The 25,623-nt window shown below is 57.3% G+C and carries 15 protein-coding genes and 3 pseudogenes; 4 read left to right on the forward strand and 14 right to left on the reverse strand.

What is annotated here, in order from left to right:
• Nucleotides 1-79: 79 nt before the first annotated feature.
• The 9 genes and pseudogenes from ACERI1_RS16530 to ACERI1_RS16570 all read right to left on the reverse strand — a co-directional run bounded on the left by ACERI1_RS16530 (nt 80) and on the right by ACERI1_RS16570 (nt 10,649).
• Nucleotides 80-292 carry a hypothetical protein gene (locus ACERI1_RS16530; RefSeq protein WP_373619566.1) on the reverse strand — a complete coding sequence of 71 codons (213 nt, stop codon included), beginning with the start codon at nt 290-292 and terminating at the stop codon, nt 80-82.
• A 320-nt stretch (nt 293-612) separates the two neighbouring features.
• Nucleotides 613-1,175: pseudogene (locus ACERI1_RS16535) on the reverse strand (hypothetical protein).
• 188 nt (nt 1,176-1,363) lie between these two features.
• A complete protein-coding gene (locus ACERI1_RS16540) occupies nt 1,364-1,732 on the reverse strand; it encodes a calcium-binding protein (RefSeq protein WP_373619567.1) in 369 nt (122 codons plus the stop codon).
• Nucleotides 1,729-2,508: a hypothetical protein gene (locus tag ACERI1_RS16545; RefSeq protein WP_373619568.1), complete on the reverse strand. Its 780-nt coding sequence runs from the start codon at nt 2,506-2,508 to the stop codon at nt 1,729-1,731. Before ACERI1_RS16545 ends, ACERI1_RS16540 begins: the two co-directional genes overlap by 4 nt.
• Nucleotides 2,505-3,302, reverse strand: coding sequence for an SWIM zinc finger domain-containing protein (locus ACERI1_RS16550; RefSeq protein WP_373619569.1), 798 nt, complete (start codon nt 3,300-3,302; stop codon nt 2,505-2,507). Before ACERI1_RS16550 ends, ACERI1_RS16545 begins: the two co-directional genes overlap by 4 nt.
• Before the next feature lie 221 nt (nt 3,303-3,523).
• Nucleotides 3,524-4,459, reverse strand: coding sequence for an ADP-ribosylglycohydrolase family protein (locus ACERI1_RS16555; protein WP_373619570.1), 936 nt, complete (start codon nt 4,457-4,459; stop codon nt 3,524-3,526).
• Nucleotides 4,460-4,555: 96 nt separating this feature from the next.
• Entirely contained in the window at nt 4,556-4,909 is a 354-nt protein-coding gene (locus ACERI1_RS16560) for a hypothetical protein (RefSeq protein ID WP_373619571.1), read from the reverse strand.
• 278 nt (nt 4,910-5,187) lie between these two features.
• Complete coding sequence (locus ACERI1_RS16565) at nt 5,188-8,025, reverse strand: UvrD-helicase domain-containing protein (protein WP_373619572.1); 2,838 nt, start codon at nt 8,023-8,025, stop codon at nt 5,188-5,190.
• Nucleotides 8,022-10,649, reverse strand: coding sequence for a PD-(D/E)XK nuclease family protein (locus ACERI1_RS16570; protein WP_373619573.1), 2,628 nt, complete (start codon nt 10,647-10,649; stop codon nt 8,022-8,024). The genes ACERI1_RS16565 and ACERI1_RS16570 overlap by 4 nt, the downstream gene beginning before the upstream one ends.
• A gap of 246 nt (nt 10,650-10,895) precedes the next feature.
• Here ACERI1_RS16570 and ACERI1_RS16575 point away from each other — a divergent pair, with 246 nt between their 5' ends.
• Nucleotides 10,896-11,642, forward strand: a complete 747-nt coding sequence (locus ACERI1_RS16575; protein WP_373619574.1) for a proteasome assembly chaperone family protein — start codon at nt 10,896-10,898, stop codon at nt 11,640-11,642.
• A gap of 189 nt (nt 11,643-11,831) precedes the next feature.
• On the opposite strand, the gene ACERI1_RS16580 is transcribed toward ACERI1_RS16575, so the two are convergent.
• On the reverse strand, nt 11,832-12,149 hold the full coding sequence (locus ACERI1_RS16580) for a 2Fe-2S iron-sulfur cluster-binding protein (RefSeq protein ID WP_373619576.1): 318 nt from the start codon (nt 12,147-12,149) through the stop codon (nt 11,832-11,834).
• 6 nt (nt 12,150-12,155) lie between these two features.
• Nucleotides 12,156-13,559, reverse strand: coding sequence for a selenium-binding protein SBP56-related protein (locus tag ACERI1_RS16585; RefSeq protein WP_373619577.1), 1,404 nt, complete (start codon nt 13,557-13,559; stop codon nt 12,156-12,158).
• A 156-nt stretch (nt 13,560-13,715) separates the two neighbouring features.
• On the opposite strand from ACERI1_RS16585, the gene ACERI1_RS16590 reads away from it, so the two are divergent.
• Nucleotides 13,716-14,435 carry a helix-turn-helix domain-containing protein gene (locus tag ACERI1_RS16590; protein WP_373619578.1) on the forward strand — a complete coding sequence of 240 codons (720 nt, stop codon included), beginning with the start codon at nt 13,716-13,718 and terminating at the stop codon, nt 14,433-14,435.
• A 3-nt stretch (nt 14,436-14,438) separates the two neighbouring features.
• Here the strand turns inward: ACERI1_RS16590 and ACERI1_RS16595 are convergent.
• Nucleotides 14,439-14,705 (reverse strand): annotated as a pseudogene (locus ACERI1_RS16595) (nucleoside-diphosphate kinase); the annotation flags it as partial.
• Between the two features lie 761 nt (nt 14,706-15,466).
• Nucleotides 15,467-15,679, reverse strand: coding sequence for a hypothetical protein (locus ACERI1_RS16600; protein WP_373619579.1), 213 nt, complete (start codon nt 15,677-15,679; stop codon nt 15,467-15,469).
• Between the two features lie 335 nt (nt 15,680-16,014).
• Between ACERI1_RS16600 and ACERI1_RS16605 the strand changes: the two genes are divergently transcribed.
• Nucleotides 16,015-19,383, forward strand: coding sequence for a PAS domain-containing protein (locus tag ACERI1_RS16605; RefSeq protein WP_373619580.1), 3,369 nt, complete (start codon nt 16,015-16,017; stop codon nt 19,381-19,383).
• A gap of 473 nt (nt 19,384-19,856) precedes the next feature.
• Here the strand turns inward: ACERI1_RS16605 and ACERI1_RS16610 are convergent, their stop codons facing one another.
• Entirely contained in the window at nt 19,857-23,126 is a 3,270-nt protein-coding gene (locus ACERI1_RS16610) for a nitric-oxide reductase large subunit (RefSeq protein ID WP_373619581.1), read from the reverse strand.
• A 705-nt stretch (nt 23,127-23,831) separates the two neighbouring features.
• On the opposite strand from ACERI1_RS16610, the pseudogene ACERI1_RS16615 reads away from it, so the two are divergent.
• Nucleotides 23,832-24,988, forward strand: a pseudogene (locus ACERI1_RS16615) (ISH3 family transposase).
• Nucleotides 24,989-25,623: the final 635 nt, after the last annotated feature.

Below are 25,623 nucleotides of genomic sequence, written 5' to 3' on the forward strand. Positions count from 1 at the left end.
TGTGCGTGGGGATCAACTATCTATGAAGAGGGAGTTTCATCCCTGTTTTCTTAGGAAATACGGTGTGTCTTTCGTCCCCCTACGTTCCGTGCCGCTGGTCGAGCACACTAGTATCAGAATCTGTACTGTCTGGTCCAGCGACTGTCTTTGCACGCTCGAGTTCACGGAGCTCTCGCTGAGCCTGCCGTTCGAGCAGTTCGGCTCGCCGACAACGGCCATGAGCCACGTCGTCGACACCGTCCTCATCACTGATCGTGAAGCGCTTGCCACGGTGATCGATCTGCTTGAGCATCAGCACCGATCCTCGGCTTCATCTATTGAAGCATCTCGAGCGTCCGCTTGGAGGTGCTCGTAGCGGACCTCGCAGCTGTCCGAACAGAACCGACCAGAATACCCTGTCCGATCGCGAGCAGGTTCCGAACACGTTGGCATCCGACACTCATCGCGGTCAGTCATCTGGTGATCCCTCGATGCAGGAACCGAGTCGTTTCAATGCTTGCCGACGCAACTACTGTCTTTTTTGTCTCATGGGTTGCTGCGGTGGACTCCCTTCGAGCCCTGCACCCCTTCCGGGAGATACAAACCGTCTCGAGTGACGAGCTCACTCAACAGTCAGCGGCTGAACGTACCATCTGGCGCAGGGACAAGTCCAGTACGTATCTCGAGGTCGACACGGCGAAGATGCTTACAGCCGTCATCTGGCTGGCGCTGTTCGAAACCTGGGCACGTACACGTCGTTACCTCGATATCGACTTTGTAGGTATTTCCGCTCTCGCTACGGACCTCGTAGACCGGGCCCACTGTTGCAAAGCGGACGTCAAACTTCTCGTTCAGTGCACGGCGAGTTTGTGGGTCGTCGATCGAGTAGCCACCTGCCTCGAGGGCAGTTGGTGGCTGGGGGTTGTCGCAGGGGACGATGAACTCGTCGCGATGGTTGCGTTCTTGGCTGCACTTTCTGCAACGCCAGTAGCGTGTGCGATATTCGTAGCCATCAGTGAGATTGAGTTCGTGTACGGTGTTGGCTCCGTGCCTGGTAACCACTCGTCGATCGCGACGAGTTCGTGTCCGTTCAGCCGGGCAACGTCCCCTGGATAGCTGCGATCGCGGTCGCTCGTGTGCTCGTCTGTCGGTGGATCTCGATGCGGATCGCTCTAGGGTGGTCGGTTTGTACTCATTCGTGGCCTCGAGGCACACAAATATGCGCCTCAAGCCGCTCGGGCGCAGAAAAACTGGCTTGTCACGCTTGCTCTATAAATGAGCAAGGCGAGTGCTCGGGGTTAAGCCCCGAGGCGGTTCACGATGTGGTTGAACTGGCTGTGGAGTATGCGTTACACGTCGAAACAGGGCACAACCAATCGAGTGTTCAGCCCAATCGGCCGCCATCGCCGTTCCAGTAGTGCCAGTCGTCGACTGCTTCCCGAGTATCGGGATCCACATCGAGTACTTCGAGCTGTGACAACGGTACGCCAAATTCCCGATCCATCCACTTCACGAGGACGAACATCTCACGGCTGCTGACGACTTTGTCGGTCATTCCAATGACACGCACTTCTTCGTCCTCTCTCAGTGGCGAGATCACTCGCTTCTCGATACACTGCGCCTGAAAGGGAAAGGTAATCTCGCGTTCGAGATAGTAGCACCAGCTGATCGCCTGCTCATCTGCAGTGTAGGCATCGGTGAGTATTTCGCTCCGAATGCGTTTGTTTCGCTCTTCGTCTGTCTCCCGTCTCATGGTCGTTTCTCCTTGACAACCGCAGCTGTGTCGGTTGACGTGATCACATCGTTGTTGTCGAGAACCCCGTCGATCTCTTCAGGTTCGTAGACACCCTTGACGATGCAGTAGTAGTGAGATGGTGTACCGAAATCGTAGACCAAACTGAGTCTGTCACCTTCTTGGAGTCCGGCCCGTTCGGCGACATCCGCGATCGTCGTTTCGCTCGCTTTCGTGTATGTCCGGTCACCCGCTTCCTCGTACTGGTAGTCTGGAAGCACATTGAGACTGGAATCCAGGTATTCGTCTTCGAGACCGTACATCCGGAGGTGGAAGTCATCGAGCGTAGTGAACCGACATACAAGTCTGTCCAGTTCAGCCATCGTCGTCTCCGGCCTAACGACGATATCGTACCACTCGTCTCGTGCACGGCCTTTCTGCTTCCACCGGAGACGATACCCGACAGTTCCGATCTTTTCGGATACGTCTTCAGCGTCCCGTTCCTGATCTTTCTCTACTGCTTCACGAGTGTTCGACCAGCAATACGAGCAGATCTCTGCAGGTGCATCGCCCTCGAAACCCTCTTTATCGATATCGTGGTGAGATACAAACTCGGAAAATGGGACTCGCTGGGGTCGCGGATGGCGATGGCCTCGACTACACATCATCTCGCCGGGAGCGCTGGGAGTGAGCGAGAAGCGAGAGTCCGTCTCTGATTGGTCAGCATCCATATCGATAATGTGCGCTACTGTTCCGCTTCCGAGCTCAATCACGAATCGATCTGTTGGCTCGCTCATTCGTACTGCTCCTCAAGGTCGTCAAGTGCGCGCCAGAACTGCTCGCTATTGATTGGCGGTTCTGTCGTTGCCCGTGCTTCCAGTACGCCAGCGTACGTGTCGAACTCCTCAGGAGTCGGATCGGTCGCAAGAATGCAGTCAGCGTATCCATCGAGTGCAGTCTGTATGGTCCGTGCGTAGTGGTCGTAGGCCCCGTCGATCCAGTTGTACTTCTCGTCGACCTCCTCAAACACCGCTCGATAGACGGTCGCTGCGGCCAGATACCGGTCGCGGTCACGGTACTGCTTGGCAATCTCGAAAAATCGGGAGAAGTCGATGGCTTCGAACACGGCCGGGTCGGCGTGCTGCTCGAACAGTTGTGCGATTTCCTCACGATATTCGTCGACCGATTTGTGATCGTCGCCGAACCGTGCGAGAAACTGCTCACGCAATTCCGCGTGCTCGGCGAGTGCGTCACGGACGAACTTACGCAGGTCGTCGGTCGACACGTCGTCTAAGACTGCCTCGACACGCTCGCTTTCATCCTGTGGCGGGCTGGCGGCGATGTCCAATAATACTGCGACGACGTGCTTGCAGTCGCCGCCACCGTCGTACGGACAGGTACACCGTGTGTCGATACTTTTCCCGCTGAATTTGACAGTCACGTCGTACAGGCTCGAGCCACTGACAGTCGCGGTCACGAGGTCGTCGAACCGGTCGAGATGCTGAATACGTCCCTCGTCGCGGTAGTTTTTCCCGCGCTCGAACACTGCGTCGGTGCTCCGGTTCTCGATAGTTTCCCTATCGACGTTCATGCTCGTCCTTCGACGCGGGCGTAGAATTTGATTTCGGTGCCGAATGGGGCAGCCCGCCGGCTCAGATCGACCAGCGCCATCGTAAGCGTCACGCGAGGCGTTTGTCAAGCGGTTCGTTTGCTCGCTCACAGTGCGGTGACTGAGTAGGCACTCGGAACAATCGAAGACAGTTATCGAACGATCTCAGAGAGGAGAACCGCCGAGCTACAAGCCTGTTGTGACTAGTTCGATCGTAGTTCAATCAGATCGAATGCTAACTGTCGCAGTTCGTCGATTTCATCAATATCGGTGAGCCATCGCTCGGGCAGTGTACCCTCTCCGAACCGGGCACCTGCAACTGCGCCGGCGACGGCACCGATCGTATCTGTATCGCCACCCATCATCACTGCGTCAACAATCGCGTCTTCAGCAGTCTCGGCGGTCAGCCCGTGATACAGGCCTGCCTGCAGCGTTGTGACGACGTATCCCGAGTTCTCAAGAGAGATATCCACCGGTTCGCCACGGCGAGCGGCAGTGACCGGTTCAACAGCGTTTCGAACGTCGTCGGGCAGCTCTGAGCCGATATCATCTAAGACCCTTTCGAGAGGCTGGTCGACATCGATTAGGAGATTCGCGAGCGTCTGATTGAAAAGTGCACAACTCCACTGACACCGCGGATCTGCGTGGGTGATCGCTGACGACTGCCGACTGATGTCGACGAGTTCGACTGGCTCGTCTTGATACGCGATGGCGTATGGCGCACACCGCATCAGGCTGCCGTTGCCGGCGTTGCTACCTTCCGTGCTTGCCTCCCACTCACGCTGGCCAGCTTCGTCCCACGATTCGCCGTTCTGGATCCGTTGGAGTGCACTCGAGGTCATGATCCCGATGTCGAACGGCCCCGACCGTTTCCAGTCAATGAATCTGGTGGCGATGTCTTCTGGCTCAAATGCGCCGTGTTCTGCGAGACTCCGGGCGATACAGAGTGCCATCTCCGTGTCATCAGTGATTGTTCCCGCGGGTTGGCCGTGGGTCCCGTGGGCGAGCATTTCAGTCACCCGCCCGTGTGTTCGCTCGATTCGATCCGGCCCTTGGAATTCGACTGGGCGTCCGAGCGCGTCCCCACATGCGAGCCCCAGCAAGATCCCTTGTGCTCGTGATTGACAGTCGTTCGCCATACGCGATACACACACATCTGGTTACTAACTATTGTGGTCAGGGTGGCAGCGGCTGTTAGTAGCAAGGCAGATTGGGATCGAAACAGCCGAATTCGATCAGTATTGATTTTGCACTTTATCGATTTTACACTGAACACATAATTCATCACCAAAACACGAAACGCTATCGTAGGGACAGTCGTACTCGTCTACGTTGGCAGACTGGCGGAGTTTCTCCTGCCGCCAGATACTTTCCCAGTCATTAATGTCCATGTCAGCAGATGTGAAGACGACGTCATCATTCCGATCTGTGATCTTTGCGACTGTGACCGAATAGTGGTTCTCTTTGATGACCTCGATCGCTTCTTCGTACGAGGAACAGATGACCGTCTCTGTTCCAGTTTGGTCATCCAAGAGTCGAACGGTAATCGAACCGTCGTATTCTTCCGTCGGGTCCAGTCCAGAGCTCATAACAGACACACTCGAAATACTGTGTAAAAGCTTGGGAAGAACACGTTTCTCGAACACTGAGATCTCCACTGCAACCCGAATACTGAGTTCTCCGCCAGTTACCGATTTTGAAATAGCCAATTTCAGCTTAGGCTATTCTGCTGGTCGATCTGGGGTGGTTTCGTCTGTCCTCATTCGTGGCCTCGAGGCACACGAGTGTGCGCTTCAAGCCGCTCGGGCGCAGAAAAACTGGCTTGTCACGACCGATCAGATCCCGCTTTCGAGGCGTTCCTTCGTTGCTACTCTCGAATTTCGAGAAGGTCTGTGAGATCTTCCTTCGAGAGCGGTTCAATCTCGATCCGGCTGTCCCTCGCCGAATAATAAATCGAGGCGCTCACGTCTCGACTCTCGAACCATGCATCGAGTGCATGATAGTACACGCTGAGCTGCGTTCGATATTTCGACTCTGCATGGCGTCCCTGATCAGTTTTGTAATCGATGATCTCTGCTCGGTCGGATGTCACACTGACGAGATCAACAACTCCAGAGATCGTCACCTGATCGCCGTCACTTTCAAGCGGTAGATACACTTGTTCTTCGGCTCTGAGGGTCCCCTCGAGCGAATCGAGAAGCTCCTTGATATTCTGTTCATCCCCGTTTCGAGGATCAACGTCGTCTCCGAGAGCGTACTGTTCTGCAAACTCGTGAACCGACGAGCCAAACTCCTGCCCTCTTCCCTGACCCACGTCTTCGTAGACCTCGTCGCCCATTAGCGAGTGAGGCGAGTCCCCATCAGGACCGTTCGGCTGTGGGATCGGCACGGTGAGTTGTGACTGAACGGAGTCTGCGATACGCTCAGTATCAACTGCTGGCTCGAGTGGGGTAATGTCGACGGGCAGCTCCTCGAGGAACGTGTTCGGATCGTCGCCAGCCGAAAACAGCAGATGGTCTTTCGCCCGCGTCATTGCGACGTAGAGCAACCTGCGTTCTTCGTCGGCTTCCGTTGACTGACACCGTCTCAGGACGTCGGTCCGCCAATTGTCGTAGATGTGGGGCTCGCCATGAGCCTCGGCATAGCACTTGCGCTGGCGGAGTCCTGTGAGTTCGGAGTACGTGATCGTTCCATCCCGTCCGCCAGCAGGTGGGAACTTCCCGCTGTTCATATTCCCAAGAATCACGATCGGATGCTCGAGTCCCTTGACCGAGTGGATCGTCTGGACGGTGATCGCGTTGGTCCCTGCTGCAGCGTGGACCTCCTCGGTGTGTCCCGATTCGACCCCTTGGTCGATGAAGCGGATTAGGTCACCAAGCGTCATCGTCGTCGCATTGTGGACCGACTGAACCGTGGTGAGGATGACGTCCGCTGTCGGCCCGTCGTATCCGTAGTGATCGAATACCCGTCGTGCAATGGCATTCGTGGTCTCGAGTGCTGCGAGCTCCGTGCGGAACGCTGCCATGTTCTCGGGATAGGCCTCGTGCTCGAGGATGTGATCGATCTCGTCGAGCGTGTAGCCAGCACGCTCGAGGACGACTGCCCAACCCCTGTCCGCGTTGGTCTCGAGGATACGCAACCAGGCAAGCAGGAGTTTGGCCTGATCGGTTCGGAAGAGTTCGATGCCGCCCTCGTACGCCATCGGAAGGTCGTACTCCTCGGCGACAGACAGCAAGTCACGACCGAAGTCACGTGTGCGAGTCAACACTGCGATGTCGCCGTACTCAGGAGTGCGAAGCTCACCATCGTCCTCAACTGCGTATGTGTCGTTCCCGACGATCTCCTGAACCTTCGTTAGGATCGCCTCGTGTTCATCGTCGTGCTGGATGGCTTCGATCTGTGAGTGTTCGTGCTCTGTGTTCGATGACAGTGAGACAACCTGTTCGCGGATCGCTTCTCGATCGATTGACTCGTGGCTACTTGCTGGGTTTACAAGCGCGTGTTCCGAGAAATCGAGAATCTCCTGGGTCGACCGATAGTTTTCTTCGAGTTCGATGTTGGTTATCGGCTCGACCGGGAACGAAACGCGCTCGGCGTCATCGTTCAGGTCGGTCGTGAATCGCTCGAGACGTGAGTCGAATTCGGTGATGTTCTCGATCGCGGCATACTGGAAGGAGTAGATGCTTTGCTTCCAGTCGCCAACGACGCAGATATTGTCCGTTCCAGCGAGTAGCAGCGAGAGTTTGAATTGGATCTCACTCGAGTCCTGGAACTCGTCGATCATCACGTACTCGAACGCAAGCGACTCGCGAAGGTCGTCGTCCTCACAGAGGAGGACGAACGCGAAAAGCTGGAGGAACGAGAAGTTCAGGTAGTTCCGGCGGAGCGCGAACTCGAGGTACTCAATGTAGATATCGTGGATGAATTCGATGAGGTGCTCGCGGTCTTCAGTGAAGGCTCGCTCGGCGACCTCATCGGGAATCGCCTTCGTGCCACGTGGTCCTCGTAGCTCTGACCGATCGGGGGCGTCCGGGAGGTAACACTTGTTCTTGCCATATCGACCGAGTTTCGAGCGCAGTTTCGATTGTTTGCTGCCCCCATTCCGAGGCTGATTCAGTTCGTCAAATACAGCTTTGAACGCGTCGAAGTCGCCCTCGAGATGGCTCTTGCTGTCACGATACCAGCCGTCGGTAGTCGGGAAGACGCCTTTGGCTGCGAGATTGTTGATGAGATCCAGCAGCTCTGTCGGCTCCGAGAGACACCGGAACAGATCGTCGTATTCCGAATGGTCGTCGCTGAACTGGTCGATGAGCTCCCCGAAGTACTCACGCTCGATCGTCTCGTTCTCGAGGACCTGTGTTGAGCCAGTGATCGCATCGTCGATCCCTAGATGCGTGGGCGCATGGAAGCCGTGTTGCTCGAGGATATCATTACAGAGGCTGTGGAAGGTCTGGATCGGTGCGTCCTTCAGCGCCCGCATATCGTAGTCGCAGTTGGTGACGATGCGGTCTTTCATCTCCGTCGCTGCGTTGCGGGTGAAGGTAATTAGCAGGACGTCATCCGGCTCTACGTCGTTCTGGGAGACGATATTCGCGTAGCGACGAGTGACTGTGAACGTCTTGCCGGTCCCAGCGCCGGCATCAACGAGATACAGCCCTTCTGTACTCTCGATGAGTTCACGCTGTTTCGGGTTCGGTGCTGTCATCGACTCACCTCGGTCTCGTCAGCCGGGGCATCGGTTGCGCGCTCTGTTGTCAGAATCATATCGCGGTTGTCCACGTATCGGTAGTTCGGCTCACCTGCTCGTCCCTCGACGGGGAAACGAGACTCCCCACGGCGATATCGGTTCAGTTCCGCGAGTTGGTCATCGATGAATCGCTCGAATTCGTCGAGATCCTCGACGAAATAGCCCTCTTTGCGATAGCCACACAGGTGCCTGAATGCCTGCATGCAGCCATTTGTGACGTATTTGTAATCGCCGACGGCTTCGATCATCCGCTCGAGGAGTGCGTTGCCGAACGGTGAATCGGCCATCTCCTCTGCATCCCGCGTTCTGGGTGGCTGGTGTGCATCAAACGCTGCCAGATATTCTTCGTAGCTTGTCTTTGAGAACGTCTTGTTGCAATCGTTCGAGGCATCTTCGCGGAGCTCTTCGAAAACGGCTCGTGACTGAACGAATTCGTCGAACGGGGTCGGACGGTACGTGACTGTCGTCAGGCAGTCGTCGAGAGTCCCCTCGCCCGTGACGACGTCATCGAGCGTCTCGAGGAAGTGGAAGAAGGTGAACTCGAGTTGCTCATTCGGTCGCTGGCTCCGGTAGTAGGTGAGGTAGAGCAACGCCTGGAAATTCGGGCGATCGCTCGGTGGATCAATTGCTGCGCGTTTGATTACCTGTGACGATGATTTCTTGCTTCCACTTTTGAAGTCGACCAGCTGTGTCGGCGACTGTACGAGGTCGATCTTCCCTTTGATCCCACGGTCGTCGTCCTCGAACCATCGTTCGGTCGCTGGGGAGTCGACCGGTCGGTCGAAGTATGTCGCGAAGACGTTGTCACTGCTGCTCGTGGGTGTGTGGGAGTCAGTATCCGACGGTGCATTCCTCTCGAGGTAGTCGGCGATCGTCTCGAGGCCAACGCGATACGTCGTTTGTCGGGCGGCCAGATCGACATCACGGTGGAACGCCCGTGTCTCCTCGATCATGACATCGACGACCTCCTCGATGACAGCGTCATCGACGAACTTGGGATGGTTGACGACGAACTCTGCGAAGTCGTGGAAGAGGTTCCCCTCAACGAAGTGGTCTTTATCTGGGTTGTCGACGAGCCGTCCAAACAAGTAGTCTCGAGGGCAGTTCGCGTATGAATTGAGACTCGATTGGCTGAGTGCCGTCTCTGGCTCGGTCTCGACGTTGATTGGTTCTTTGTCGAATCCTGCGCCTGTCGACCGAAACGTCCGTGCGTAGCGAATCGATTCGAAATCACTGAAACGCTCGAACTCGGTTTCGAGGAGGCCTTCGAAGTACAGACACGGCGTTACGGGTGTCCCCCCGGCAGTGTCCTGGACGAGATAGTACTGGTCGACACCACTCTGGAGCAGCGACTGGAACTGATCGATATTCCGCTCGAATTCCTCGTCATGATCGACCCATGGTCGCTCTGGTGACGTGTGCGTCCAACTTTCGTCAAGGCCGAGGTAGAAGACGACTGGCCGATCAACAAACGACGCTGATTTCGCATCGGCCAGCAGGACGCCCTCGTTTTCTCGGTCGATCGGGACGTCGTAGGTCTCGAGATAGAAGGTGAGTCGATCAATGGTATCTTCGGTGATCGCCTCGTTGAGGAGTCCGAGATGGTCGAGTTCCTCGCGGAAGGTCTCGAGCGTACACTCGGCGCGGTTTTCGTAGGCGGTTAGCGCGTCACCGATCGTGAGCGCTGCTGCCCGATCGCAGAAGTCACGGAGCCACTCGAGCTCGGGAGCGTCGACCTCGAAAAGCCGCTTTTCGTCGTGATCGACATCGATAGTCATCCCGAGACGGGTTAGGAGCGGTTTCACACTCTTGAGGCGGGTATCGGATCCTGCAATCGTGCTCCGGAGAAGCTGGATAACGGCTCGATGATCCTGATCGTCGGTGAACGATGGGCCGCCGTAATATGGAATCTCTGTCGCTTCAAACGCGGACTCGATGAGTGGTGAATACTCACTATTCGCATCGAGAACGACTGCAATGTCGTCGGCGTTCTCTGGGGTGACCGTATCGAGGACGGCATCGACGATTGCTGCTGGTGAGTCAAAGATTCGGACGGGAGGCAATTCGAACGAGTCGTCACAGAAGCGATCGACAGCGTCGTATTGCGGGGGAAGAATCGATCGCTCGAGATTCGTCAGTTGCTGTTCGCCGATGACGGCGACTGGTTCGTACTCCTCGCGGTCGATTTGGTAGTCAGTGAGCGTTCGCGACGTCGTTTCGAGTGATTCGATACAGTCGACGACGGTTCGTGTTGCTGGCGTATCGAACGTATCGTACTCGAGAATTGAATCGGGGCTGCCCTGATACTCCCAGCACTGCAGCACGTTCCCGATTGCGTAGGACGCCTGCTTCCAACTGAGATTGTTTTGGCTGGTGACCTCGAGGAAGGCCAGCCGGTCTTCTGCAGTTTCTCGACGTCTGGCAGCGAGTCTGCGGGGTGTGATCGCGAACGGGCCGAAATGGGGGTGCTCGAGTCGTCGGTTGAGTGCACTTGCTAACGGGGCGTCGGGGACGATGACGAGATCGTATTCGGCTACCTCCTCGTATAGCCGACCGATCGGTTTCGACCGCTTGATTGACACGACGCATAGATTCTAGTATACAACAATAAGTCTGTATATAGTGAAAAACTAGCAATGTGGGGTTTTCTGAGGAGTGGTCTGAGAGATCGCATCTCTTTCTCAGATATGATGAACACCGCGTTTCAACCTCCTTGGAAACTATAGTGGAGTAGACTTGTTTTTGAGGAAAGAGCGCACTCGGCGAAACGCGAACTTGGCAGCGCCCCGTAGGCATATGTGACGGGTCAGTGTAGTTCGACAAGAATCATGCCAGATTCATCTAACGTGTCATTTCATCGGTCAGGCGAGCTCGATGCGGAGTCATCGACGCTGATCGAAGGGTTGCCGGGACATGGACTGGTTGCGTCGATCGCCGTCGATCAAATCACAGATCAGCTTGGACTCGAGGAGTATGGGTCGATCCGGTCGGATTCCTTTCCGCCTGTGGCATCGTTCACGGACGGAATGGTTCAGGATACGGTACGCGTCCATGGCGGAACTGATCCGGATATTATGACGCTGAAGAGTGATGTCCCAATCCCGGAAGACGCGTTCGCCGATCTGAGTCAGTGCGTTCTAGAGGAACTAGTGGACAACTTCAGCCGAGCGATCTTCCTTGCCGGTGCGCCGGCCCAGTCCGAGGAACAGCAGGGCGATGTCATCGGCGTTGCGACGACCGAGACGTTGAAGACGGACCTCGAAGACGCCGGGATTGAGCTCGCGGAAGACTCCGGTGCCGTAGGTGGTGTGACCGGTGCACTCGTCAATGCCTGTTATCAGGCAGATGTTCCAGCAGCATTGCTCCTTGTCCGCGCAGACCCGCGTCTCCCGGATCCGGCTGCGGCACAGTCCGTGATCGAGACGGCGCTTGAACCGCTCGTCGAGTTTGATATTGATACCACCGAACTTCGCGAGCAGGCGGAGGAGATTCAGCGCCAGAAACAGCAGGTCGCACAACAGCTACAACAGACGCAGGAGCAACAGGACGAACCCGTCCGAGGAATGTTCCGGTAGTAGGGAAATCACGCGATCCAGATCAACGCGTATGAAGGATTATACCACCTTTGCGCCACGCTCTCGCAGCATTTCGAGTTGCTGGGGGCGGACGGCGAGCTGGTGTGACCTACGCTGGTATGACGGTCGCCGGCGTCGACAGGAGGGCGACACCGAGTGCGGCGGCAGCCGTGCGCCGGGCGATCGAACTCATTTCCACGGGTTCGGCACGAGGTCGGCCTGTATCTCCGCACCCACCTCGATCCGGCAGTCGGATCGCGGTTCTGCCACACAGAGCAGGACGTAACCGTCCTGTCGGTGTCGGGGTTTCAACCCCCGCGGGCGTTTGACGTGGACGAGGTCACCCTCCAGCAGGCGTCCAGTGCAGGTGGCGCAAGCACCGTACAGACAGCCGTAGGGGACGCCGAGGCCTGCACGCTCAGTAGCGTCGATGACCGTCTCGGCCTCCCGAACCTCGACGGTCGCCTCTCGACCGTCGCGCCACTCCAGAGTGACTGTGTGGGGCATCGGCGGCTACTGCCAGACGTCGCTGGTGCAGTCGCCGCCGGGCCAGCGAATCTCGTGGGCGCGGGCCGGGCCACCCGGGGCGTCGCCGAAGTCGACAAGGAAGTCCTCGTCGAGTTCCATCCGTCCCTCGTCGGGGTAGACGTCCGCCTTCATCATCAGCGACCCCTGCTCGCCAATTTCGGGGTAGAACTGGTTGTCCCACGAGGAGAACAGGGACGTCGTCCAGTAGACGCGCTTGCCGTCGCGGGAGAGCTGGAGCATCTGGGGCGCGCCACGGATTTCGGTGCCATGAATCTCCTGTCGGTCGGCGAAGTTACCACCGGCCCAGACCCGATCGACCAGCCGAGGGTTGCCGAAGTCGCTCACGTCGTACATCCGCATGTCGCCGTGCAGCCAGTTCGAGAAGAACAGGTACTGGTCGTCCAGCGAGAGGACGATGTCCGTCACGAGACCGGGGACGGGCATGTCCCAGTCGGGATGCTCGCGGGACTCGACGTCGATGACCTTCTCCCACTCCCACACGCCGTCGCTCTCCTCCCAGAAGCGGAGGATGTTCGAGGAGAGCGCCGCACCGACGTAGCCTTGGGTCTCCTCGGGATCGTGCGGCATGCGAATCTCCAGCGGAATCTGCCCCTCCTCGCCGAAGTTCAGGGTCTGCTGGTGCTCCTTGTTCTCCCAGTCCCAGATGTGGATGCTGTCGCCGTACCTACCCTCCTCGACGTCGTCGAGATCGAAGCCGGGATAGTAGGTATTCGGCGCGGCCCACTCCGTCGAGATCATCACGTTGTGACGGGGCTGGTACCAGTAGTCGTAGTTCATCTCCATGTCGCCGCGATCGGCTTCCCAGTGGCCGTCGATGGAGAAGTCGCTCTGGTCCAACTGGAGGAAGCCACCAGGGAGTTCGCCGTTGGCGTCACCGAGCATACTGATGACGACCTTCCCACCGGGGACGCAGTGAACCGTGTGCGGCGCAGACAGATCGTATTCGAAGATCTCCTCGGGTTCGATGACCTTCTCGATCTCCATGTTACGCGGATCCTCGGCGTCGAGGATGTGGATGCGGGAGGACCGCTGCCCGGGGACAATGAGGTGATCGCGCATCAGTCCCTCGGTGTGACACGATGACGAACAGGAGTTCCAGCCGAAGTGGTGGAGTTCGTCGCCCTTGTTCGGCATCTCGACGGTGTCGACCAGTTCGCTGTACGTGTCCGATTCGGGGTCGAGGTCGACGACGCCGATGAAGTCGGAGCCGTCGACGTCCATTCCGACACGGAGCGCGATGACGAACGCCGTCTTCTCGCGCTCCGACTCGGTCCGCATCGCCGCGGGCGTCGGATAGCCCGGTCCCTCTACCTCGTGGTGTTCGTGTCCGTGCTTCTCGGCCGCGCTGCTGGGTTCGTCAGCACTCATGCGAGACAGTGACAACCACATGATGGGCATAAATAATAATTGAGTTGTCGAGCGACAACTCGTGTCGGTCGCTTGACCTTAGGGAAACCTTATGCGCTGGCTGGCGTACTCCCGGGGTGTGTTCGTGGTGTCCCACGACAACCGGGTGGGTTCCTGATGCGTGAGTTCACGTTCGATATCGTGTACGAGACGGGTTCCGATCCGGTGATGGACGTGTTCATCGAGCATCCGACACTCGTCGCCAAGGCGTTATACGGCTGCGTAACCGAGGACCGCTTCTGGCGCATCGAGCGGCTGATCGGTCCGACGGCGGCGCTCGACGCGGTCGAACGACTCCGCCTCGACGAGACGGTACGGACAGCGTCAGTGACCGAAGCGGACTGTTCGGCCATGCGGTACCACGACGTGCTCGACCGCTCGAACAATGAGCGGGTGATCTACACCCACGTCGAGGACGTTGAGGACGGCGAATCCGTTCAGACGCTCGCCGGTCGGTATCTCCCTCACGGATCACTCTACTGCACCTCGCGTCGGGAGAATCGTCACAGCTGGCGCATCTTCATGAAGTCTGACGAGAATGTGGGCCTGTTGTACGACGCTCTCGGCGCGAATCTGCGGGCGGGACTTGCCCTTCGTATGGGTCACCTCCGCGACGCCGAGGGGTGGGGACACAACTCCTTGGGGTCGGTGGTGCTCCCCCCGGACCAGCGGACAGCGATGCGCGCGGCCCTCGATCACGGCTACTACCGGACGCCGCGAGAGGTCACGCTGGACGACCTGGCCGGAGAGCTCGACGTGCCACGGTCGACGCTCTCCTATCGGTTGCGTCGGGCGGAAGAACGGCTCGTGTCGGGATATCTCGGCGAGACCGGATAGCTCCTCGTTTAGCCAGGTCTCGTCGATCCACTCGTAGTCTTGGAGTTCGTCCTCGTGGAAAAAGAGGTCGATCTCCCGTTCGTTTGCGCCCTCGCCTTCGTGGTCGGAGCCATGGATGATGTTCCGACCGAAGTCGCCGCGGATGGTGCCGGGGTCGGACTCGGCGGGGTCCGTCTCGCCCATCATCGTCTGGACCTGCCGGGTGGCGTCCTGGCCCTCCCAGACCATCGCCATGACCGGACCAGAGGTAATGAACTCGACGAGATCGTCGCTTGGGACGGTGCCGAAGCGCCAGCGTCTCTCGGTCGCTGTCGCAGTCCTTCAGCTCGAGCGAACGGAGCGCACCGAGGCGAATCCCGTATGCCAGAGGATTTCGAGAATGACGTGGGGGAGAGGCGTGCTTGAACAGCCGCAGGTACGAGAGCAGTTCAACGACATCCTGATGGCTGAGTACGAGCAGGGCCTCGACAGGAGGTTCATTTCTTTGTTTTCGTTCCAGTTTCAGGTTAATTGGCTCCCAGTTCATTTTTCTACCCCAAGGTGTGGTTCCTGCTCATATCGCATCGGCTCTTGTTGAGATGCGAGTAACAGGCGGTGGGGCAGAAGTCTTCACAAACTCTGTACGTGCCGATCTTGGTTCTACGGATAATCAAATTTTCCACTGCTGATCTACTGAGAAGATCGGCTGATCCGGACTTGTTTATATGTCTGACTCAATCCAAGATCCGCCGAATATGGCCTTGAGACGTATTCTGCCCCACCGCCATAGCACACCCAACTGTATTTCACAGAGGGCATCACTACGACGACCTATAGACCATAATACAAAGCCTCGCCGTCCACGGCAGGGATACGCGCCGTCACCAATTCTTCGCTAATGGTGGAACGTGTGGGTCACTGATACTGGCGCGTTCGAATGCCAGAAAGGAGCGTTGTGGGGTTAGTGGCCCGAAAACACTTTTCAATAGACTGTCCTGTTGGATAATGGTCACGGCTGCGACTCACTGCCAACAGGCCATGACGTCGACTGCTCAATTAAAGCCTGTAGGAGACACTGCGTGGACGTCGGTGCGGCTTGGACACGACTCGATACGAGTTCGCTCGGCATCGTATTCGATGATACCGAACTGGTTCAGCATGGGAAGATGAATGTGATTCAGTGTCACTGCCACGTGCGTGACGTCCTCATCGTCAGTCGAATCAAGATCGCGTTCTCGCGCGGCGATCCCCGACGCCAGTTCCATCAGGTCGACCGGCTCAGTTTGTCCCATAAGAATATCAAGTGTCTGCCGGCGTCGGTCGGCTGCAAACAATCGATACCGCTCTCTTTCGGGACGATCCTCCAAATTGGTGTGTGTCTCCGTAGAGTCGTATATGTGCTGGGGCATAGTCCTTTACAGTGACCCAGCATGCGTAAGCATATACTAGATGTGATTAGGTAGTTCCCCGACTGAATCGTGGTTCGGCGCTCACTGCGGTGGTCCGCGAGATGAGCAAGCGGCAGGAACGCCGTCCTTACACACCGGACTTTCTTCCGCCGGCGGAGGAGTTATCTGCCCGACTCGCTCTAGAGCGCGCAATGACAGCTTCCGCGTTGACCGAGAGTCTTCGGGAAACGCTTGCGTGTTTCGATAGCACCGGAGAACCGCGGACGACCACCGAGGTGGCAGACCAGCTCGACCTCGGCCGACGGAGCACCTACGGCCGACTCGAGCGACTCGTCGAGCACGATCGGCTCAAAACCAAAAAGGTCGGTGCGAGTGCCCGTGTCTGGTGGCGACCCTCGTCAGTGGCCGATCGATCGATTAGTGATGGAGAGTCACCGCCCAGTACCGAACTCCCAGTCAACGACGTGCTCGACGACGCCGAAATCGGACTGTTCGTTATCGACGCAGATCTCGAGGTAGTGCAGCTCAACAAGACAGCCGAGCGGTACTTCGACCTCGAGCGCGAGCGCGTACTCGGCCAAGACAAGCGAGATCTCCTCACGGAACAGTTGGCCCCGTCCGTCGCAGACAGCACGTCGTTTGCTGACACCGTGCTGGGGACCTACGAGGATAATACGTACACTGAACGGTTCGAGTGTCGCATCACGGCGGGAGAGAACCGCGAAGCACGCTGGCTCGAGCACCAGAGCAAACCGATCGAGTCTGGCACGTACGCCGGCGGGCGCATCGAACTCTACTACGACATAACCGACCGGAAACGCTCGGAGCATGACCGTCACATGGAACAAACACTCCTCGAGCACGTCCTCGAGACCAGTCCGATAGGAATTGGCATCTTTGACGCTGACGGCGAAATACGTCGCGTGAATCAGCAATTCGCCGAGTACCTCGGATTGGGTGGGGACGATCCCACAACGTACGTGCTCGGCGACGTTCCCCTGTTCGACGAGGATGGTGAAGAAATTCCGTATGCAGAGCGACCGGCAGCGCGGGTACTCGCAACCAGCGAGTCAATCGCCGACCAGCATATACAGGTCGACAGTCGCGACGGCCAGACGCGGTGGCTCTCCGTGAACGCCGAACCGCTCGACGACGGCGTTATCGTCACAACAGCCGATATTACGCAACTCAAAGAGCAGGCACAGCGCCTCGAGCGCCAGCACGACGACCTTGAGGCCGAACTCGACGCAGTGTTCGAGCGGATCGACGACGCGTTCTACGCGCTCGACGACGACCTGCGATTTACCTACGTCAATGACCGTGCCGAAACACTGCTGGGACACTCCGGGTCAGAACTACTGGGCAGGAACATCTGGCAGGCGCTGTCCATCCCCGACGATGACCCGCTCCGTGACCGATACGAGACGGCGCTAGCTACCCAGACGGCGACGAGTTTCGAACGCTACTCTGAGCCGCTCGACATCTGGGAGATCGTGAGAGTGCACCCTTCGGAGTCCGGCCTCTCAGTGTATTTCACCGATATTACCGATCAAAAAGAGCGTGAACGCGAACTCGAGGAATCGGAGCGTCGCTACCGAACGCTTGTCGAGAACGTCCCAAATGGCATGGTCGCCCTCTTCGATGACGATCTCGAGTACACACTTGCCGGCGGGCAGCTAATTGAACAGTGTGATATCGATTCGACCGACCTCGTTGGAGCATCAGCGGGGACGTTGGTGGAAGAATCGACGGCCCGCGAACGAATCGAAGCCAACTATCGGAGTGCGATCGCTGGCGAAACGGCGACGTTCGAGATAGAGTGGAACGACCGTGAGCTGTGGATGCAGACAGCCCCCGTGACCGACGACGACGGTGATGTGTTTGGAGGCATGGTGATCGGCCAGGACATCACCGAGCGCAAGCGACAAGAGCGCCAGCTCCGCGAACGCGAGGCCACCCTCGAGCGAACGATACAACTGCTCGAACAATCACAGCAACTGGCGAGCGTGGGCGCCTGGGAACTCGATATGGGCACGACGCCCGCCGACCTCTGGTGGACCGACGAAGTCTATCGAATCCACGGTCTCTCGCCGGATCAAGAAGTCGACCTCGTGGATGGGATTTCGTTCTACCACCCCGAGGATCGGCCACGGATCCGCGAGGCGGTTGAGCACGCGATCGAGGATGGCGACCCATACGATCTCATACTCCGAATCGAACCAGCCAACGGCGGCCTGCGATGGGTTCGGACCATCTGCAACCCAGTGCAAACCGACGGCGAGGTGGTTGCACTCCGTGGCGCGTTCCAAGACATCACCGAGCGGATCGAGCACGAACAGGACCTCGAGCGCCAGCGAGAGCAACTCGCCGCACTCAATAACCTCAACGACGTCGTCCGCAGCATCACCGACGAAGTCATCGATCAGTCCACACGCGCGGAGATCGAACAAGTCGTCTGCGAGCGTCTCGCCGAGTCGCAGTCGTACCTGTTCGCCTGGATCGGTGATGTCGATGTCTCTTCAGAGACAGTGACCATGCGAGCGGAAGCCGGCGTCGAGGGCTATCTCGATGAGATCACGATCTCTGCCGACCCGGACGACGAGCGCAGTCAAGGGCCGACAGGTCGAGCGATCCTTGAGCGCGAGATCCAGACGACGCAGGATATCGAAGCCGATAGTAGACACGACCCCTGGCGCGACCATATCAAACAACACGGCTTCCGCTCGTCGGCGGCAGTCCCGATCATCTACGAGGACACCGTCTATGGAGTGTTGAACGTCTATGCAGACCGACCGAATGCGTTCGAGGACCAGGAACAGACAGTCATCAGTCAGCTGGGCGAGGTGATTGGCCACGCGATCGCCGCCACCGAACGCAAGCGGGCGTTGATGAGTGACGATGTCGTCGAACTCCAGTTTCGCATTCGTGATATTTTCGACGTCACTGAAAGCGATGCCCCAGCCGACGGCTCGATCAGAATTGACCACACAGTTCCCATCGAAAACGACGAATTCCTCGTCTACGGGACAGTCACTGACGACGCTATCGAGAGTTTGAATGGGCTCGTCGATGCACTCCCCCACTGGACTGCTGTCACCTACCGGACTGACAACGAAGTGACGGATTTTGAACTCCGACTCTCCGAAGCGCCGATACTGTCGACGGTCGCCTCACTAGGTGGCGCCGTCAAGAGCGCCGTCATCGACGACGATGGCTATCAGATGACGTTTCATCTCGCGCCAAGCGCAGATATCCGGCAGGTCATCGACGCCGTCCAGGCAACCTATCCGACCGCAGAGCTGCTGAAACACAGTCAGACCACGCGTCCTGACACCACCGCTGGACGTGTCCGTCACGTGCTGACGGACGAACTCACCGACCGCCAGCGAGCAGCCCTCGATGCCGCCTATCACGCGGGCTTTTTCGAGTGGCCTCGCGATGCCTCCGGCGAAGAGATCGCCGACTCGCTCGAGATTGCGCCGGCGACGTTCCATCAACATCTCCGCCGAGCACAGAAGGAAGTCTTCGAATCGTTGCTCTCAGGACCGGCTGCTGCCTGAACACGCCTAAAACGGCTGTGTTGAATCACCGGACAGCGGCGGGATAGGTCGCTAAATCAAAGATCCAGCTATATCAGTAATAAGTTCCCTATGAGATCGTAGAAATTGGTATGTTTGGCATCATAGAGGGCGTCATAGAACTCTTCCCGCGATTTTATTACACCTAATTCTACATCGAATTGGCTAATAAGTGAGTATGCGAATCTAATGCTGACACTTCTATCAGCTACCAGTGATGTTGCTACACATAGTGTCTGCATTCTCCATGGTTCATTTCCCGTTGGAGTCAAATACACAGAATAATTATTAAATAAAATATATAAAAAGTTTCCAGTGGTGCCTATTAATAGCGTTAGTTTCAACTCTCAAAACCTGCTATCACTCGCAAGACTTCTCTGCCGCCTCGACGAGGGCATCGCTATCGAGCGCTACAGCAAACTCCGCATCGAACACCCCCTGCCGACAGCGAACCATTAGCCGTCTCCGAGGGAATGCTGTCGTGCTGCGTAGAGGTGTCGAATCGCGCCGACAGTAAAGGCGAGTGCGCCGAGGATCATCGGTGTGTCTCCAAGCGTTCGTGCCCATAGTAGCGTCTGGACGTGATCTTGCTCGTAGAACTCGAGGCTCCGTGCGGCAGCATATCCGTCCTGATAGGCGGTCTGCAACTGTACGAATCCAACAGGGAGTAACGATGCGACGGACATGATGACGAGTCCGACGTTCGTCAGCCAGAACGCGCCCCGGAACCACGTCGGATCCCACGCCGCTTCGGGTGTGACGACACGCAGAATATACGTGCCGAGACCGAGTGCAAGTAGCCCGAATGCGCCGAACAGCGAGGTATGAGCGTGTGCAACGGTCAGGTAGGTTCCGTGTTCATAGTAGTTGATAACCGGGAGATTGATGAAGAAACCAAGCACTCCACCACCAACGAAGTTCCAAACGCTACTGCCGACGATGAACAAGAGTGGTATCGTGTAGGGAAATGCCTCGCCTTGAGCTTTCAACGACCGATATTCGCCGAAGCTTCGATAGAGGACGAACACGAGCGGGACGAACTCGAGGGTCGAGAACGTTGTTCCAAGCGGGACCCAGAAGTCGGGAAGGCCGACCCACCAGTAGTGGTGGGAGACACCGACGATTCCTGCCGCCATGATCGCGAACACTTCGAAGAGAATCGCTTTTTCCGCGTCACCTCTCTCGAGGAGATCCATCGACACCAGTGCAACGGAAATCACAGCGGTGACGAAGAACTCGAAAACGCCCTCGACCCACATGTGAACGACCCACCAGCGCCAGAACTCCGTGACTGCCATGTTCGTCTCGGGCGTATAGAGCATGCTCGCGGCGAACATGAGTGCGATCGAGCCACCAGCATAGGTCATGAAGTGGCCCAAGCCAGTCAGCGGTTCATCCAGTTGGCGGACGCTACGGAGTACTAGCCCCGTCCAGCCGACGAAGCCGCCGAGCAGCCCAACCTTCCAGAGTCGACCGACTTCGAGGTACTCGAGACCCTCAGATCCGAGCCACCACCAGAGATCACCGTCCTCGGGTGAGCCGAGTTTGCCGTGTGTGCCGAGCCAGACGCCCGTGAACGCGCCGACTGTCGCGAGTACGAGCACGCCAAGCAGTGCAGTTGTGCCCTCGGCCTGCCAAGGTGGATCGCGATCACTGAACAGTCCTGGCAGGAAAAGCCCACCTGCGAGCCACAGCGTCGTGATCCAGAGGATACCGAGGTTGACGTGCCAGGTACGACCGACGGAAAACGGCAACAGCGAGACGATGTCGATCCCGAGTGCGTCCCCGATACCGTAGAATCCAGTCCGTTCGACATAGTAGTGGGCGAGCAGCGCACCAACGAGCGCTTGTGCGACGAACAGCGCCCCGGCGACGGGGACGTACCACGCTGCAGCGTACTGGGTCGGCGTGATCGATACTTCATCAGGGGAAGGGACGTCGATGAGTTCGGTCGTCGGTTCGGCGAAATCGAACGAGTGGTACGCCCAGACGCCAGCGCCGCCGCCAGCGATGAGGAGGATGACGCTGACCGTGCTCCAGACCAGTACCTGTCCTGTCGGTCGGTTTCCGGTTGCAGGCACGTACGGCCAGTCGTTCGTATAGGAGTGATCCGAGCCAGGCCGGTTGGTGTGGGACATCCACGCCGTCCAGCATGCGAAATCAGCGATTCGTTTAGCATGGTCGACCGATCCGACGAACTTCGACGGAATCCCTCGTTCCGGTGAGCCGCCGTAGTACCGGTCGACGTACTGGTCCCGAATACGATGATGGGCATAGGCTTCGGCCGCTGAGTACTGGGCAATTGATCTCTCCGGAGCATCTGCGTCGAGTTCCTGTTCGACGCGTTCTGCGATGACTGCCTGCTCGTCATCGTCAAGTGCGTCGAATGAATCAGCACCGTGCTGGCGAGCGTAATACTCACGCATGAACTCGGCTTTTAGCGCCAGCGCATCCGCGGTGAGATCGACCCCGAAGTACGAGCCGTTACCCAGGATCGAGCCCAGGTTCATGAGGCCGTTTGCCTGGAACGCTTTCTTGCCGAGTTGTACTTGCTCGTCCGTGACGATCGGTTCCCCATCCGGTCCGCGAATCTCGTCGGGAATCGGCGGTGCACGCTTGTGAGATACCCACGCCCCAAGCCCCATCGCGATGAGATTAGCGATGAAGAGCGCGACGAGCGCCAATGAGCCGGTCGACTGTGACCGAAGTGCTGCGAGATCGATTCCCCCGTCTTCGTTTCCAGTCTCGAGTACCAGATTCGAGAGGATCTCGAATAAGACACGCTCTCGTGTGGCGGTTCGGCTATCTCCGTTCGTCAGATTCGACGCCAGGGCCGGGAGCACACGGGCGAGGGCTCGATCACCGCCCACGTTGTCTGAGAGGAGTGCCGTTGCTACAAGCGCCATCGCGGCAGCTGGTCGATCAGTTTTTCCGTCTGACAGGGTTGCGGTCGCGTCGCTCGACTGAGCACTCGGTTTCTGTGAGCCCTCGATTCCAGCTACGTCACGTGACTGGTCACTGACTATCTGTGGTACCTCCTCGGTCAGCGTTCGTTCGAGTGCGTGGCCGACGACAACGGCGTCCCGCTGGAGGATGTCCTCGAGAACGCGGTCGATGGACTGATCCGTCTCAATATCCAATTCTGTACAGAAATGAGAGTACGCTTCTGTGAGCCCGTAGTCGACTGTCTCCGTCGCGTCTGACTGCGATCCCACATCCGACTCCGCCGACGGCTGTCCCGAATTGTCGGCAACGAACTGCTCGAGCAACTCATCTGTACTCACGGCAGTTTCTGAGGCCAACTGGTTCCGGATCGCGGTCAGTGTATCGTCGTCGAGACGGGTTGCGTTCAGATTATATCGGCGCAAAAATGACTCGAGTGTACGATCGAGTGTATCGTCGATGTTGAGATTCAGGTCGGACTGCTCACGGAGTTCGTCGACAGTTCGATCCACAAACCGTTCACACAGTTCGTTGGCGGCTCGCTCGACGAGTCGGTCGCGGATGCCAGTCTCAGTTCGGGTCTCAGACTGCGTCCGTAGTTCGTCTACTCCTCGATCGATAACACCGGCGACTTGCTCGCCAGCCGTACGACGGATTCGCATCGAAACACCGCTGATTGTTTCCTTTCCTGCTTCGAGACGATCTGTTACGTAATCGGTCGGATGGTCTGTCTCGGTTCCGCTGGACGAATCGCCTGTTGGCAGAACATTTGTAAGAGCCATGATCAGTGTATGCACGCCCGATATCACTAGTAGGCTCGAAACTGGCGGATAATGGTATACGCGTCATCTGCAAGTAGTATCCCTGCCAGCTATTGTATATGACATACCAATGATATAATTCCCGTTGATATACCCATACATTATAACAGAACTACTACATATAGAGGACTAAACCTATCTCATAGAGGGGCACTGCTAGATTGAGGTTAAACTGAGCAGAGTTCTTCGAGGGAAGTGGGAACATGCTGTTCGAAGAACTCCACGTCGATGTAACGAGTTCTTCTGATGTGGATTTTGGATAGTGATCGGACGCGCACGCCAGCCTGATCAGCCAGGCTGGCGTGCGCTGTCCATGCTGGAGCGGCCTCATTAGCAGAGTGTCGAGACCTCTGTGAGCGGTTCGGTGTCGAACGACGCCGAGCGACGATTCAGCACTGGTACCAATCCTACGCTGATTATTACAAGCAAGACTTCACAGCAGAACCGGACCGTGTTGCAGTCGATGAGAAACAGATTCAACTTGGAAACGAAGAGAAAGCGTGGCTCTACGCCGCGATTGATGTCGATTCAAAAGTCGTGCTCCATGCATGTCTTTCGAAGCACAGGAGCTGAAAGAGAAACACCGCGTCGCGAGTGATCGGGGTTTGGTTTGAATACTCAGTACTTCACAAAGCCGCTTAGTTAGAACGTCTGCTTGCTGTGAATGTGCCTAGCAAACAGCAGCAAGCAGACAGTGAAATCCACGAGGACCAGCTTCTTAATTTTCTCGTCAACGTTCTCACCGGCGCGTTTACTCTTGACCTCAGTGAGAACGCTGAAATCGACCCAGAGGACATTTTCGAGGTCCCGTCGGCGCGACCTCGATCTCCTCACTCTGTAAGGAGAGCAAAGACGCTCCCTCTGCCAATGACGTCCTCTACCACCTCCGTTCCAAGTTTGACCTCGAAACTGTCGAATCTACGGGGAACACGCTTCTCCAACAGGATATCCTTGAAACACTCCCCAGCAGGTGGAGGTCGTCGCTGACCTCCACCTGCGACCCTACTATGGTGACAAAGACGAGACTGACGGCCTCTACTACAGTGAGGCCAAAGCAGGAACAACTGCGTTCCATGCTTACGCCACACTCTACGCCCGCGTGAACGACAAGCGCTACACCTTGGCGGGTGCGCCGTCTCACCGACGGCGACACCACCAGCGATGTCCTCGCAGAGTTTCTAGGACTGCTCAACAACTTCGATTTCGACGTTAAAGCGGTATATCTTGATAGCGGCTTCTACGACGGCAAGTGTCTCACATTGCTCCAAGCACACAATTTCGCGTACATCGTTCCAGTGATCAAGTGGGGCAGCAAGATCAAGAACGAACTCAGCACCGGTTGGAGTCGTGAGATCACTCACGATCTCACGACGTCCTACGGCGAATACGAGTGGACCGTCGAGTTTCCAGTGATGATCGACTGTACCTACAAGAACGGTCGATACGGTGAGCACGGGGTGGCGCGTCATGGCTACGCCGTCGACGCGCCGTTTGTCGATGAACCTCGACGGGCTCGATCCCATTACAGCAAACGGTTCGGGATCGAAGCGAGCTACCGTCTCTCCGAGTCAACAATCATCTCGACGACGACGCAAGATCCCACGAGACGGCTGTTATTCGTCGTACTCAGTCTCCTGATTCAGAACATCTGGCGGTACTTGCACTGGGAGTATGTGGCGACGCCCCGCCAAGGCGGGCGTCGCCTCTGGTGGTGGCCTTTCGAAGAGTTCGTCGATATGGTGACACGGGCAGCGTGGACGGCCCTTGCGGTGCGTCGGGCCGTCCCCGCGAATCGGCCACCGGACGACCGGTTCCACCGGTAACTAGTGACCGATCTTACCCTGGCGATCAGTGGTAACGCTGTCGCGTCGGCGGCGTTCAGCCGCCGACTGCGACGACCTCCTATCTCTCGTTGTGGAGTAGATCTTCAGAGTGCGAATTCGAGCTCTGGTTCGATAGTAACTCACGCTCCAGCGTCAGTTTGCTGAGGATGCTTTGTGAGGTACTGATACTCGTTTCGGAAGCGTTCGCTCGAGTCGCCGGATTCGAATAGCGTACCGGTGTAGCCACGATTCAGAAGTGACGCAGACTACTCCAGACGCGGAGTTTCTTGAATCTCTATCTTGGTAGCCAGTGTGGTACTAACTACCTTTGAAGTGAAGCTTCGTAGGCCTTAAGTAGTGGTCGGCGATTGTGTATTAGTACGAAGAAGATGAGGACCCCGCCCCTGCGGTCCGCCGTACAGACGGGATCTGATGTGAGCCTTGGTAGTTCGGTGACGCCCGATCGGTCGTTCGATCAACGGTCACCGAACGTGTGGACCCAAATGTGTGAGTGTACTTACATTCACCGCCAACTCCCCCAGCTTTGCTGGGGAAGAGCATTACATTCCGGTTGATCCTGCCGGAGGTCATTGCTATTGGAGTCCGATTTAGCCATGCTAGTTGCACGAGTTTGT

The sequence above is a fragment of the Natrinema sp. HArc-T2 genome (assembly GCF_041821085.1).
Lineage (GTDB): Archaea > Halobacteriota > Halobacteria > Halobacteriales > Natrialbaceae > Natrinema.

Coding starts and splice junctions, on each gene's coding strand:
- ACERI1_RS16530 (WP_373619566.1), bottom strand. CDS start 292: ATGCTCAAGCAGATCGATCACCGTGGCAAGCGCTTCACGATCAGTGAT.
- ACERI1_RS16540 (WP_373619567.1), bottom strand. CDS start 1,732: ATGAGACGGGAGACAGACGAAGAGCGAAACAAACGCATTCGGAGCGAA.
- ACERI1_RS16545 (WP_373619568.1), bottom strand. CDS start 2,508: ATGAGCGAGCCAACAGATCGATTCGTGATTGAGCTCGGAAGCGGAACA.
- ACERI1_RS16550 (WP_373619569.1), bottom strand. CDS start 3,302: ATGAACGTCGATAGGGAAACTATCGAGAACCGGAGCACCGACGCAGTG.
- ACERI1_RS16555 (WP_373619570.1), bottom strand. CDS start 4,459: ATGGCGAACGACTGTCAATCACGAGCACAAGGGATCTTGCTGGGGCTC.
- ACERI1_RS16560 (WP_373619571.1), bottom strand. CDS start 4,909: ATGAGCTCTGGACTGGACCCGACGGAAGAATACGACGGTTCGATTACC.
- ACERI1_RS16565 (WP_373619572.1), bottom strand. CDS start 8,025: ATGACAGCACCGAACCCGAAACAGCGTGAACTCATCGAGAGTACAGAA.
- ACERI1_RS16575 (WP_373619574.1), top strand. CDS start 10,896: ATGCCAGATTCATCTAACGTGTCATTTCATCGGTCAGGCGAGCTCGAT.
- ACERI1_RS16580 (WP_373619576.1), bottom strand. CDS start 12,149: ATGCCCCACACAGTCACTCTGGAGTGGCGCGACGGTCGAGAGGCGACC.
- ACERI1_RS16585 (WP_373619577.1), bottom strand. CDS start 13,559: ATGAGTGCTGACGAACCCAGCAGCGCGGCCGAGAAGCACGGACACGAA.
- ACERI1_RS16590 (WP_373619578.1), top strand. CDS start 13,716: ATGCGTGAGTTCACGTTCGATATCGTGTACGAGACGGGTTCCGATCCG.
- ACERI1_RS16600 (WP_373619579.1), bottom strand. CDS start 15,679: ATGGAACTGGCGTCGGGGATCGCCGCGCGAGAACGCGATCTTGATTCG.
- ACERI1_RS16605 (WP_373619580.1), top strand. CDS start 16,015: ATGACAGCTTCCGCGTTGACCGAGAGTCTTCGGGAAACGCTTGCGTGT.
- ACERI1_RS16610 (WP_373619581.1), bottom strand. CDS start 23,126: ATGGCTCTTACAAATGTTCTGCCAACAGGCGATTCGTCCAGCGGAACC.